Here is a 13,808-nt window from a genome sequence, read left to right as displayed (position 1 = left end):
CTCTCCTTATGCATACCGAAGCATCTTCTGTCTTCAGGGTATGTCATGGATGCGATTACCACGAATATCGCCGGCACAGGAGTGCCTGCTACCGGCGTCCCGTTATCAGCCGTTCCGCTGACTATTCGATTCGCTGGAAGACTTTTTTACTTCCATCCGGTGAGAATGCGATAACATCGTAAGCCTCTTTTCGGGCTCCCATCTCCATTCCAGGACTTCCTGCTGGCATACCGGGGGTGGCGAGACCGTATATACCCGAACCAGACTGCATTGCCTTATGTATCGTTGTCGCAGGCACATGGCCTTCAATGATCAAATTACCGGCAACCGCGGTATGACAACTTCGTAGTCCTGCAGGAATAGCATGCTTTTCTTTCAGGGCTGACAGCGCCTGATCATTCATGACGTGAGTTCGTACTTCAAACCCGTCTTTTTCCATCGCCTTGCCCCACAGGGAACAACAGCCACAGTTTTCAGATTTGTACATATCAATCACTTTTTCACTCGCCATTGCGGGCAGTGAAAGGCCGAGAGCCAGGGCCACCAGGACCACTTTTTTCATACTCACCTCTGTATATTATCGATATAACCCCTGACGTCAGGATGAATCAGTACAGAAGGGCACCCACAGAGGATGCCCTTACAGGGTTATGACACGCTTTTTTTATGTCTGCGCAGCCAGATTAATTTGTAGGCGGCAGGAATTATGAACAGGGACAGCAGCGGAGCCGTGATCATCCCACCAATCATGGGTGCCGCGATACGGCTCATGACTTCTGAACCTGCACCGGTTCCCCAGAGTATTGGCAGCAGACCCGCAATGATCACCGCCACGGTCATGGCTTTCGGCCGGACACGCAGCACGGCACCATGATAGAGGGCTTCATCAAGACCTTCCGGTGTGAACGTCTCTTTACGGGACAATTCCGGGTGCACTTCAATGGCATGACGCAGATACATCAGCATGACCACGCCAAACTCTGCTGCCACCCCGGCCAGAGCGATAAACCCCGTTCCGGTTGCGACAGACATATGGAAGCCCTGCCAGTACAGGAACCATATCCCGCCAACCAGGGCGAACGGCAGGCTCATCAGGATCAGCAGGGCTTCATCAACCCGGCGGAATGCCAGATACAACAGGATGAAGATGATCATCACCGTCATCGGCACCATCAGCTTCAGTTTCTTGTTGGCATGCTCAAGCAGTTCAAACTGTCCGGAGAATGACACGCTGGTACCCGGTCTCAGTTTCACTTTCTGACTGATCTCCGTTTTAATGTCATTAACCACCGACACCATATCCCTGCCGCGCGCGTCAATGTAAATCCAGCTGGCTGGACGGGCATTTTCCGTTTTCAGCATAGTCGGCCCGGAAACGACCTTAATATCCGCAACATCGCCCAGCGTGATCTGCTGCTTCATCGGGGTCAGGATCGGCATCTGTTTCAGGGCCTGCGGGCTGTTCCGGTAATCCTGCGGATAGCGGATATTAATCGGGTACCGGGCCACGCCTTCAACCGTTTCCCCTACCGTCGCGCCGCCGATGGCTGATGAGATGAACAGCTGCACATCGCCCACCGTCATTCCGTAGCGGGAGGCTTTTTCCCGGTTGATATCCACATCAATGTAGCGCCCGCCTTCCAGTCGCTCTGCGAGAGCAGACACTACGCCGGGTACGGTTTTGGCGACCGCTTCGATACTCTGCGCCGTTGCATCGATATCGGACAGAACCGTTCCGGACACCTTGATACCTATCGGGCTTTTGATTCCGGTTGAGAGCATATCAATACGGTTACGGATTGGCGGCACCCAGAGGTTTGCCAGCCCCGGTAAACGGACGGTCCTGTCGAGTTCTTCAATAATCTTGTCAATCGTCATGCCTGGACGCCACTGATCCTCAGGTTTGAGCTGGATCGTGGTTTCAACCATTTCGAGCGGTGCGGAATCCGTGGCGGTCTCTGCTTTACCGGTCTTGCCAAATACAGAGGCCACTTCAGGAACGCTTTTGATTAACTTGTCCGTCGTCTGCAGGAGCGCTGCAGCTTCAGCCGGAGAGACACCCGGCAGGGTCGACGGCATATACAACAGGTCGCCCTCGTTAATCTTCGGCAGAAACTCACCGCCCACCTGGCTCAGCGGCCAGATAACGGTGAAAATGGACAAGGCCGCAACCAGCAGGGTTGTTTTTGGCCAGTGGAGAACCCGCAACAGCAATGGATGATACGCTTTGATCAGTACCCGGTTCAGGGGGTTACTGGTCTCTGCAGGAATTTTCCCCCGGATCCAGAATCCCATCAGAATCGGAATGACGATGATGGCCAGCGCGGCCGCGCCCGCCATGGAGTACGTTTTCGTGAATGCCAGCGGGCCAAACAGACGTCCTTCCTGACCTTCCAGGGTAAAGATAGGAATAAAGGACAGGGTGATGATCAGCAGGCTGATAAACAGTGCGGGTCCCACTTCAACGGAGGCATCGGTAATCACCTTCCAGCGGGTGGCGTTGTCAATCTGCTCACCCGGATGCTGATGATCCCACTCCTCAAGCCGCTTATGCGCATTCTCAATCATCACAATGGCGGCATCCACCATCGCACCGACGGCAATCGCTATCCCTCCCAGCGACATGATATTGGCGTTCAGTCCCTGGAAGTGCATGACGATAAAGGCGATACACAGACCAAGCGGCAGAGAGATAATCGCCACCAGGGCAGAACGTACGTGCCACAGGAACAGGGCACAGACGATGGCCACCACGATAAACTCTTCCAGAAGTTTGGAACTGAGGTTATCAATCGCCCGGTCGATGAGCTGGCTGCGATCGTAGGTGGTCACGATTTCAACGCCTTCCGGCAGGCTGGCCTTCAGCGTCTCAAGTTTATCCCTCACTGCCGTGATAACGTCGCGTGCATTTTTACCCGACCGCAGGATCACCACGCCGCCAGCGACTTCGCCCTGGCCGTTCAGCTCGGCAATACCACGCCGCATTTCAGGCCCGGTCTGCACGCGGGCAACATCCCGCAGATAAACCGGCACGCCGTTCTCGCCTGTTTTCAGGACGATGTTATTAAAATCATCAATGCTCTGAAGATAACCGCTGGCACGGACCATATACTCAGCTTCGGCCATTTCAACGGATGAGCCACCGGCCTCCTGGTTAGACGATTCAAGGGCCTGTTTCACTTCGGGCAGGCTGATACCATACTGAGACAGTTTTACCGGATTGACCTGAATCTGGTACTGTTTCACCACGCCGCCAACCGAAGCGACCTCAGCCACGTTCGGGATGGTTTTCAGCTCAAATTTCAGGAACCAGTCCTGCAGAGAACGCAGTTCTGAAAGGTCGTGTTTTCCGCTGCGATCGACAAGGGCATATTCAAAAATCCAGCCCACACCCGTGGCATCCGGACCGATTTCAGAACTCACCCCGGCGGGCAGTTTTCCCTGAACCTGATTCAGATATTCCAGCACGCGGGAACGGGCCCAGTACAGATCGGTGCCGTCTTCAAAAATGACATATACATACGAATCACCGAACTGTGAAAAACCACGCACAGTTTTTGCGCCAGGTACGGAGAGCATGGTGGTGGTAAGTGGATAGGTGACCTGGTTTTCTACAATCTGCGGGGCCTGGCCGGGATAGCTGGTTTTAATAATGACCTGCACATCTGACAGGTCAGGCAAGGCATCGACCGGCGTGTTAATAATCGTCCATGTACCCCAGATGCTGAGAAACAGGGCCCCCATCATGACCAGGAAACGGTTGGCGACAGAGCGCCGGATAATCCATTCAATCATCGTCGTCTCCTCAGTGCCCTGAATGCATATTTACAGGCTGGTCAGACATTGCTGGCATACTGCTTTCTGTTTTTTCAGGATGGCGCATACGTTCCAGCGCGCCCGTAATATTGGCTTCGGAGTCAATGAGGAACAGACCACTGACCACCACGGTATCGCCTTCATTCAGGCCGGAGCCGATGCCGGACTGTTGTTGTGATTCATGCAGAACGTGGATCTGTTTCGGCACAAACTTGCCTTCATCATCAACAGTAATCACGCGCTGTTCTTTGCCGGTATCGATAACGGCCTGGCTTGGTATCAGCAGCATCTCCTGGCTCTTGGTATTGAGTTTCAGATAGGCATTCATGCCCGGCTTGAGAAACTCATCCTTATTAGAAACCTGGAGACGGACCTGAAGCGTACGGGTTGTCTGATCCACGCTGGGAAGAATGTTCCATTTTTCGACATGGAATGTTTTATCCGGATAAGCCGGTACCGAAATTTCAAACTGCGACGTATCTTTCAGCAGATAGGCGATAGATTCCGGCACTGCAGCGCTGATCCAGACCGGGTCCATCCCCTGAATCTGAGCCACCACCTTATCTTTCGAAATATTCATGCCGGTGCGCAGGTCAAATGCAGTAATGACACCATCAATAGGTGCTTTAATGGTAAAACGGGTCTGGATTGTGCGGGTTGAACGCAGTCTTTGAATATCCTCTTCCGGCATACCAGCCAGACGAAGTCGCTCCAGAACCCCTTTTATCTGGGTTGGCGTACCGCCTGTACCGGATAGCAGCAGGAACTCACTTTGTGCCTCAACCCATTCAGGAATGGTGATATCGATAAGCGGAGTGCCTTTCTTCACATGATCGCCAGTAGTCAGGGGATACACTTTTTCGACGAAACCGTCAGAGCGCGCCTGCACAATGACAAACTGATACTCGTTGTAACTGACATTAGCCGGGATTGTCTGAGAATAATTCAGCATTCCTCGCGTGACATTTTGCGTTTTTAATCCCAGATTCTGAACCTGGGTTGGATCGATACGGATCCCGCCATTGCTTTTATCGCCACTTTCATCAGCATATTTTGGCACAAGGTCCATATCCATAAAGGGAGATTTTCCGGGTTTATCAAATTTGGTATCCGGTTTCATCGGGTCATACCAGAAAAGTACCTTTTTCTCCGGTGCCTTTTGTTCTGTTTGTACTGTTTTTTGTGATGAGTTTACATACTGCCAGGCAGTAACCGATATCAGCCCTCCTGCTATGAGGCTGCTGATAATTATTGCAGCATATTTTATCTTTAAAGAAGCCATACAATTTCTCGCTGAAAAATCAAAACACCTGGCATATGCGGCCGATCATTCATTCACAGTAATTCCTTAATGAATGTTCAGACGCACTGGATGTATTCGCTCCGGACAGTCAATCAGGATTGCGTAACGTTAATGCTTTTGAGTAAGGAGATATTGCCCTGCTGAATAAACGAGAAATCGACATGGTTGCCGGTTTTCAGGGCATTGATAGCGTCGTCTGCATTAACAAAAGTGAAGCGCATGGTCATTGCAGGCCAGCCCACCGCAGGGATTGCTTCGTGCGAAATGGTGATCTTTTTACTATTTATATCAATTTCTTTAACGACACCGGTGCCCTTGATAACCTGCTGTACCGAAGCATCACTGGCAGTATTCATATCGCCATGCTGATGTGTTTCAGCATGAAGACCGGCAGAAAACATGACAGAGAAGGCACCAAATAAAACAGCTTTAAGTGAATTACGCATTTTTAATTTCCTGATTAATTAAATAAATTTATTCTACCCAACCGCCACCCAGCGCAGTAAACAGATTAATTTCGTTAACCTGTCGGGAATAGGTAAGATCGAGAATGGTTTGCTGCGTAGCGAAGAGGGAACGTTCTGCATCCAGCACTTCGATGTAACTGACAGCACCACTTGCATACAATCCTCTGGCTCGCTGGAGAGTTATCTGAAGTGAATCAAGATAACGCTGCTGTGACTCAAGTTGCTGGCTAAGGCTGTCGCGCAGCGCAAGCGTGTCGGAAACATCCTTAAAGGCTGACTGAATTTTTTGTTCGTAATTAACCACCGACTGTTGCTGGCGAATTTCAGCCAGCTTCAGATTGGCTTTATTCCTGCCAGCATTAAATATAGGAATTTCAATTTTAGGGATAAAATTCCACATTCCACTTCCTGACGTAAACAGGCTGGACAGCTCCGTACTGCTTGCGGAAAGGCCACTGGTCAGGGTAATGGACGGGAAAAAGGCCGCCCGCGCTGCGCCAATATTCGCATCAGCCGCTTTCAGCTGGTATTCCGCCTCCATAATATCCGGTCGCTGCAGCAAAATTTGTGACGACAGGTTTGATGGCAGTTTAACTGGCGCGATCTCACCGCCTTTCATCCCTTTTTCTGGCGGCAGTGCACGGTACGTTCCCAGCACCAGTTGCAGGGCATTGTTTGCCTGAGCCAGATCGCCTTCTCGTTTGGCTATCTCAGCGCGGGTACTTTCGATTTGTCCCCTGGCCTGTTCAAGCGCCAGCACATTCGTACTCCCGGTCACGAGCTGTTGCTCAACGAAAGCATAGGACTGTTCGTAATTTTTCAGCGTTTCCCGCGCGATACGGAGTTGTTCATACGCCAGTTGCTGGCTGAAATAGCTTTGTGAAACGCTGGAGACCAGCAGGATATGTACAGCCCGACGGGCTTCTTCGCTGGCAAAGTAGTTCTGGCGATCAGCGTCACTCATGTTCTTGAGCTTGCCGAAAAAATCGAGCTCATAGCGGAGTTCCAGACCCGCGTCGTACTCCTGTGTGGTCGGCTTGTCGCCTTTCAGACCACCGCTGTAGGTGATCCCGGATGAGGCATTCAGCTGGGGATAACGATCTGCATCCGTGACGTTGAACTGGGCCCGGGCCTCTTCAACCTTCAGGGCAGCCATTCTCAAATTACGGTTATTAGCAAGGGCTTCCCCGATCAGCCGGGTAACCTGGGGATCGACAAAAAAGTTACGCCAGCCCGTATCCTGATAACCATTCACTGCTGGCGTCAGGCTGTTTCGGGACAGTGAAAACTGCTGGGGTACCGGTGCTGCCGGGCGCTGATATTCAGGTGCCAGAGAGACACAACCAGCCAGGATGAATATCGTGCTGATGCTGAGTAATTTTAATTTGAACATAACGCTTCTCGTCCAGGCAGACCTGGTAAATGGTTCAAATGAAGTCCAGAGTATTGATAGGGATACTTTACCGAACGCTCTCTGTTTGCCGGGTGACAGGATAATGACAATGTTGTCATTATTGCTGTAATCCGTTGATAACGATCGTGAGCGCAATAGAATGACCGTAGCAGCCGACCGGGGAGCAAGATGAAAATATTGATCGTCGAAGACGAAATTAAAACAGGTGAATATCTCAGCAAGGGACTGTCAGAGGCAGGGTTCGTGGTGGATCACGCCGATAATGGTCTTAGCGGATACCATCTCGCCATGACTGCCGAGTATGATTTAATCATTCTGGACATCATGCTGCCTGATGTGAACGGCTGGGACATCATCCGTATGCTGCGCTCGGCCGGAAAGGGGATGCCGGTCTTGCTGCTGACGGCCCTTGGCACGATTGAACACCGGGTCAAAGGACTGGAACTGGGAGCGGACGATTATCTGGTTAAACCCTTCGCGTTTGCCGAACTGCTCGCCCGGGTAAGGACCCTACTGAGGCGGGGAAACACGCTGATCACGGAAAGTCAGTTTAAGGTGGCTGACCTCTCGGTTGATCTCGTCTCCAGAAAAGTCAGTCGCGCCGGAAACCGCATTGTGCTCACCAGTAAAGAGTTCAGCCTGCTGGAATTTTTCATTCGCCATCAGGGTGAAGTGCTACCCCGCTCCCTGATTGCCTCTCAGGTCTGGGACATGAATTTTGACAGCGACACTAACGCGATTGATGTCGCCGTAAAGCGACTTCGCGCGAAAATAGACAACGATTACGGGACAAAGCTGATCCAGACAGTCCGGGGCGTGGGCTACATGCTGGAGGTCCCGGATGCATAGCAAACCGTCCAGACGCCCGTTCTCGCTCGCGCTGCGGCTGACCTTTTTTATCAGCCTGTCCACGATACTGGCTTTTATCGCCTTCACCTGGTTTATGCTGCATTCGGTTGAAAATCATTTTGCCGAGCAGGATGTCAGCGATCTGCAGCAAATCAGTACCACACTGAATCGTATAATGCAGTCCCCGGCGGATCCGGATGAAAAAAAAATAAGCAAAATAAAGGAGTCGATTGCCAGCTACCGCAACGTTGCCTTTTTGCTCCTCAACCCCAGGGGGGAGGTGCTCTTCAGTTCAGCGCAGGGGGCAGCACTACGCCCGGCCGTGAATTCAGCAGATTTTAACGAGCACAGCCGCGCACGGGATGTCTTTCTCTGGACGGTGGAAGAGCCTGCGGGTCCGATGCACGCCGAATCCGGAATGAAAATGGACACCTACCGGATTATCGCCTCCTCTGGTCAGGCGATTTTTCAGGGTAAACAGCAGAACTATGTCATGCTGACTGGCCTCTCCATAAATTTCCATCTCCACTATCTCGATGCGCTGAAAAAGAATCTGATTGCGATTGCCGTCGTGATAAGCCTGCTGATTGTTCTGATCATTCGTATCGCCGTCCGGCAGGGACATCTGCCCCTTCGTAATGTCAGCACGGCCATTAAAAACATCACTTCCGAGAATCTTGATGCGCGGCTGGAATCGACACGCGTTCCCATTGAGCTGGAGCAGCTGGTTATCTCGTTCAATCATATGATTGGAAAGATTGAGGATGTCTTTACCCGCCAGGCCAATTTCTCTGCCGATATCGCCCACGAGATCAGAACGCCCATCACCAATCTGGTGACGCAGACTGAGATCGCACTGAGTCAGGACCGGACGCAGAAGGAGCTCGAGGATGTCCTCTACTCCAGTCTTGAAGAGTATAACCGGATGACCAAAATGGTCAGCGATATGCTGTTTCTGGCCCAGGCGGACAATAACCAGCTGATACCTGACAGGGTCAGATTTGATCTCAGAGCGGAAGTCCTGAAAGTCTTCGAATTTTTCGAAGCCTGGGCCGAAGAACGCAATATCACGCTCAGGTTTAACGGGATGCCCTGTCTGGTTGAGGGCGATCCACAAATGTTCAGAAGAGCAATCAATAACCTGCTGTCCAATGCCCTGCGTTATACCCCGGAGGGACAGGCCATCACCGTCGCCATCAAAGAACAGGAAAATGTTTTTGACCTGGTGATTGAAAATCCGGGAAAACCTATCCCTGAGGAGCATTTATCAAGGCTGTTTGACCGTTTTTATCGGGTGGATCCGTCCAGGCAACGAAAAGGAGAAGGCAGCGGCATCGGTCTTGCTATCGTGAAGTCCATTGTGGAAGCACATCACGGAAGAGTAAATGTGGAATCAGACGTACGCTCCACGCGTTTTATCTTATCCGTGCCCAGACTGGAGAAAATGATCCCGGAAACCCAATGCTGAAAATAAAGATGTAAATGACAAAGATGTCATTAGCCTGTCATGCAGCAAACAGAAGCCATTCGATATAATTAGTGCAACTTATCAGGAAGGCATTATTACTTCATCCATACACGGCATCAGCACAAGCCAGGAGTTGTATTAAAGCCTCATCCCGGCGGAATAAGGTCTGTAGAGTTGTCAGTTGTACTACTGAGGACACAGATCGAAATTCACGGACATCACTAATTCAGAAATGGAGAGTTACCATGAAAAATATCGTCTTAGCATCAGTGTTAGGTTTGAGCTTAATTTCTACGGCCTGGGCCACTGAAACCGTAAATATCCATGAGCGTGTCAATAATGCTCAGGCTCCGGCCCATCAGATGCAGTCTTCTTCAACTCCAGCCGCCATCCAGGGGGCAGCCCCACGGATGGCCGGTATGGATCAGCATGAACAGGCTATTATTGTTCATGAAACCATGAACAATAGTTCAGCAGATGCACATAAAAAAATGGCGGAAAGTCATCAGAAGATGATGGGAACTGGCACCGTTAACGCTTCCCGTCCGGCGACTTCGTTTGCGGCGATGAATGAACATGAAAGAGCAGCTGTTGCCCATGAATTTACGAATAACGGTCAGTCCGGCCCCCATCAGGCTATGGCTGATGCACACCGCCGCATGATCAATGCGGGCTGATGACAACTGAAGTTTCCGTGCGGTTACCCTTTCCTTGATAGATTGTCCCTTATACGGATATGTTGTTATTTTTTGCCCCCTACAGGGGGCTTTTTTGTCTGACTCAGCTAAACTTATCCGGTAACCATCTGAAAGGGTTTATTATATGAAAATCACAAATTCGCTTTTTGTTATACTGATGTTATCCCTGCCAGCGATTTCCGCAGAACATTCAGAAATGAAAATGTCAGATATATCCTCATCGGCATCGTCACAGGAATATATGTCCGGCATGAAAGGTATGCATGACAAAATGATGGCCGCTGTAAAAGAGTCCGATCCCGACAAGGCTTTTGCGAAAGGCATGGTAGCACACCATGAAGGGGCAATAGCAATGGCTGAGACCGAGCTAAAATACGGAAAAGATCCGGAAATGAGAAAGCTCGCGCAGGACATCATTAAAGCTCAAAAAGGTGAAATTGAGCAGATGAATAAATGGCTTGGTAATCAAAAATAATGATTGCGGAAATAATATATTGCGCGTACAGTCAGAGTGTTCCCGGGCACGGGAACCTGTTAATCGTTAATTAATCAAAACCCGATTCATTTCGGGTTTTTCCTTTTAACCCCCCCAACGCATGCACTGCACCGAGTGAAATTCACCTGAGCCAATTCTGCTTGCTTATTATTTCGATGGGAATTGCTGATTTTAATTAAGTCTATGTTTTAAAGGTGTTTCTCATGCCTGGGTTTGGCAGGGGTTCGTCCTGTTCTCTGGTCATGCGCAATGGCAATTCGCAGTCAGGGCTCAAGACTACTTTTACCTCTTTTTTAACAGAAAGTTTCTGGACCCGATACTTGCCGGAAACATCATCTGCTGTTCATCCCGACCAATAAAACGAAGGTATCACTCTCGTTTGAATCTCACTTACTTTCCATTTTGTAATAAAGAATCAAGTTTTCCAGTGATATATCAATACCAACTTTTTTTAATAACCTTTTTCGCGCAGTGTATATTTCTTTCAGCATATCTTCATAACCCTGACCAAGGTGAATTTGTTTATGGCAATTGCAACACAGAGATATGATATTTTCTTCAACATCAAGAGATGTGTCAAAAGCATCTTGCCTGGACATAGGTACAATGTGATGAGGTTCTGTGTAATTTAAGGATGAATTTCGCCTTCTGAATGTTGGGTGGTCACTATCGACTTCACATCTGTAACCTGCTTTATTCAGCGCATTTTGGGATACACCTTTACTCCTGGGATACGAGAGGCCATTTTTTACTTCTATTGCATTTTTCTTTGGTTTGGCTTCCCCTGTATATTCAAACGTCTGAACGTTGTCAAAGATATTACTTTTCTCTATGGCATTGATCAACTCATCGTCAGAGTAATACTCACTGCTGGCCATTTCTGTTGTACCAAAAAAATCCAGTTCGTTAATTGCCTGAACAAGTTCCTCACGAATTGTCCATAAGTTTCTTTTGGGTTTTCCGCCGATTTCTTTACTCTTCATTACGGTAATGAATTTTGTACCGGATGCGATATTTCCGACACCTTTAACCTCGAATCTACCAAGTTCTTTTTGAACTCTGCCACCCAGTCCGTTTATGACTCCATTAGCACTCATGCTGTGCAGGTCGTACTTCTTACCAATATCGAAGCATGTGCAGGAATGATTTGGCTCAATAAACCATTTTTTTAACGCTGCAATACTTTTTGTGTCAAAAACTTTATCATTTGTTAATAAAGTTTTCCATTCTTCCACACTGATATCAATGTCACAGACATACTCTCCATCAATCACTTCGCATATTTTTTTAATCACATTCATTCCCCTGTTATACAGATAGTCATAATGAAAATATAAAGCTCGCTAACCGGTATGGTTGCGTAAGGACCGTAGTCTCTCAGAGACCGTGCTTTCTTTTTTTTCAGGCCTGGACACTAAAGGGTCTGTTGCACCCCGAAAAAATTTGTTGCGGGGATTGCTCATTGAGATGAGCCTCTGCTCGATCATACCAGATCAGCAGGCTGCCCCCAATGCTATGGCTTCTTAGTTTGGCCATTATCCGGCCTTCCTCACGACCAATAAAATAGAGACATTACCCGTGACGCTGCCACCGTCTCAGCCCGGAACGATCAGTGAGCGCTTCTGATGACCTTCGGTTTTTTTAACGAAGCGGGTGGGATACGGTTTGTTGCTGAAATCTTAATAATAACCAACAACTGATGCTAATTTCGCACTTTTAACATATATGAATATAAATGTTATGAATAATTGCATTTACAGGAAATATCATGCGTTTTGTCATCCGGGATCCGAAAAAAGGCATAGTCGGAAGGATGATTGAAGCCCGAACTTCGTCTGATAAAATGCGCAATGACACGGATACAAGACGGAGAAGTTCCTGATGCGCAGCAAAGAGGCCCACAAAATATGCATTTGCTTATCCTGTATTGAAGAGCCTTATCTCCACTCACTGATTGAAAAAAAGGGGAAAAAACATCGCTGTCATTACTGCGGAGATAAGGCCAGTAGCTTCAGCCTTGACGTAATTACGGAAATGACTGAAACGGCAATCAGTCAGCATTACATCCGCACAGCGGCAGACCCATCAGATATGGAATACGCCATGAGCAAGCACTGCGATCATGAGTGGTACCGTAAAGGCGAGGAAATCTGTCAGGTCATCGCGGATTTGTTACATACCGACAGTGCTGTAGCCCGGGACATTCAGCAACTGCTGGAAGAAAAGCACAGTGACAGGGACTGCATGATTATGGGGGAGGAAACCGAATTTGCGTCCGGTTCGCAGTATATGAAGAAAACGCGCCAGGACACGGAGGATTTTGATGTGATGTGGAGACAGTACGTCAGGTCACTGAAAACCCAGTCCCGCTACGTCAACCCGTCAGTCACTGCGACCCTGGACGGCATTTTTGCGGGAATAGATCAGATGAAGAGCCGACATGATCAGTCCGTGATCATGGATGCCGGCCCTGACACAGCCCTGAATTTTCTATACCGGGCAAGATACAGCGCCGGTCATGCAAACCTTGAACAGATACTGGTTCTGCCGGATCGTGAACTCGGTCCACCTCCCCACCGCTTCAGTGGGTCAAACCGGATGAGTGCCAGAGGGATTTCGGTATTCTATGGTGCCAGTACTGTTAAAACTGCTATTTCGGAGATTCGCCCTCCTGTCGGCTGCAAGGTGGTATCTGCTCGTTTTAATCTCATACGACCGCTGCGGCTACTGAACCTGCCCGCGCTTGAAAACGTCTGGCAGGGCGGCAGTATGCTGGATCCGGAATATATAAAAAAGCGATCGCAGGTTGCCTTTTTGCACAAACTGACCAGCCGCCTTGTAGTACCGGTTCTCCCGGGTGAAGAGGATTTTGACTACATCCCCACTCAGGTCATTGCTGAATACCTGGCTGATGACACCGGACTTGCACTTGATGGTATGCTTTATCCATCTGTACAGCAGTCAGGTGAAGTCTCACTGGAACATTTTAATGTTGTACTGTTCCATAAAGCGTCATGCGTTCACTATCTGAATTTTCCTGACAAGAAAGACTGTCACATCAGTTACGGGCATGCATACAGTGAGGAAGACTGGGAAGACGATATCTGCGTTACCCATATTCAGGAGTACGGAGAGCAACTGGATCTGTCACAACCCTACGAGCACAACCCGCTTACGCAGGATATCCGGCCTCCGGCACTGAAAATCGATCTCTCTTCGGTCTGCGTTCACGATATCCAGAAGGTATGTTTTAAATTCTCTTCCCTGCCAGTCAGAAGGGATACAGATGTTATACAA

General features: G+C 49.3%; 11 protein-coding genes. 5 read left to right on the top strand and 6 right to left on the bottom strand.

Going from position 1 to position 13,808, the window contains the following annotated elements; all coding sequences use genetic code 11:
* Positions 1 to 121: 121 nt before the first annotated feature.
* From NWP14_RS27200 to silC, 5 genes are all read right to left on the bottom strand, one after another.
* Positions 122 to 562 carry a DUF411 domain-containing protein gene (locus NWP14_RS27200; protein WP_009654300.1) on the bottom strand — a complete coding sequence of 147 codons (441 nt, stop codon included), beginning with the start codon at positions 560 to 562 and terminating at the stop codon, positions 122 to 124.
* Between the two features lie 86 nt (positions 563 to 648).
* Complete coding sequence (gene silA / locus NWP14_RS27195) at positions 649 to 3,795, bottom strand: Cu(+)/Ag(+) efflux RND transporter permease subunit SilA (RefSeq protein ID WP_115191629.1); 3,147 nt, start codon at positions 3,793 to 3,795, stop codon at positions 649 to 651.
* 10 nt (positions 3,796 to 3,805) lie between these two features.
* Positions 3,806 to 5,098, bottom strand: coding sequence for a Cu(+)/Ag(+) efflux RND transporter periplasmic adaptor subunit SilB (gene silB, locus NWP14_RS27190; protein ID WP_047727585.1), 1,293 nt, complete (start codon positions 5,096 to 5,098; stop codon positions 3,806 to 3,808).
* Between the two features lie 113 nt (positions 5,099 to 5,211).
* Entirely contained in the window at positions 5,212 to 5,565 is a 354-nt protein-coding gene (gene cusF, locus NWP14_RS27185) for a cation efflux system protein CusF (RefSeq protein ID WP_008786772.1), read from the bottom strand.
* 28 nt (positions 5,566 to 5,593) lie between these two features.
* Positions 5,594 to 6,979 carry a Cu(+)/Ag(+) efflux RND transporter outer membrane channel SilC gene (gene silC, locus NWP14_RS27180; protein ID WP_047727584.1) on the bottom strand — a complete coding sequence of 462 codons (1,386 nt, stop codon included), beginning with the start codon at positions 6,977 to 6,979 and terminating at the stop codon, positions 5,594 to 5,596.
* A gap of 189 nt (positions 6,980 to 7,168) precedes the next feature.
* Between silC and silR the strand changes: the two genes are divergently transcribed.
* From silR to NWP14_RS27160, 4 genes are all read left to right on the top strand, one after another.
* Complete coding sequence (silR, locus tag NWP14_RS27175; protein ID WP_047727583.1) at positions 7,169 to 7,849, top strand: copper/silver response regulator transcription factor SilR; 681 nt, start codon at positions 7,169 to 7,171, stop codon at positions 7,847 to 7,849.
* Positions 7,842 to 9,317, top strand: coding sequence for a copper/silver sensor histidine kinase SilS (silS, locus tag NWP14_RS27170; RefSeq protein WP_047727582.1), 1,476 nt, complete (start codon positions 7,842 to 7,844; stop codon positions 9,315 to 9,317). The genes silR and silS overlap by 8 nt, the downstream gene beginning before the upstream one ends.
* Positions 9,318 to 9,562: 245 nt before the next feature.
* A complete protein-coding gene (locus tag NWP14_RS27165; protein ID WP_053263389.1) occupies positions 9,563 to 9,994 on the top strand; it encodes a hypothetical protein in 432 nt (143 codons plus the stop codon).
* A gap of 145 nt (positions 9,995 to 10,139) precedes the next feature.
* Entirely contained in the window at positions 10,140 to 10,490 is a 351-nt protein-coding gene (locus NWP14_RS27160) for a DUF305 domain-containing protein (protein ID WP_007871800.1), read from the top strand.
* 407 nt (positions 10,491 to 10,897) lie between these two features.
* Here the strand turns inward: NWP14_RS27160 and NWP14_RS27155 are convergent, their stop codons facing one another.
* Positions 10,898 to 11,806, bottom strand: a complete 909-nt coding sequence (locus NWP14_RS27155) for an HNH endonuclease (protein ID WP_007374408.1) — start codon at positions 11,804 to 11,806, stop codon at positions 10,898 to 10,900.
* A 586-nt stretch (positions 11,807 to 12,392) separates the two neighbouring features.
* Here NWP14_RS27155 and NWP14_RS27150 point away from each other — a divergent pair.
* A partial coding sequence (locus NWP14_RS27150) for an RES family NAD+ phosphorylase (protein ID WP_375216269.1) occupies positions 12,393 to 13,808 on the top strand: 1,416 nt, incomplete at its 3' end.

Source organism: Klebsiella sp. C349492 (genome assembly GCF_042055345.1).
In the GTDB taxonomy this organism is placed as follows: domain Bacteria; phylum Pseudomonadota; class Gammaproteobacteria; order Enterobacterales; family Enterobacteriaceae; genus Klebsiella; species Klebsiella scottii.
The sequence above is the reverse complement of the archived record's forward strand: the minus strand, read 5'-3'. Positions and strand labels throughout refer to the sequence as shown.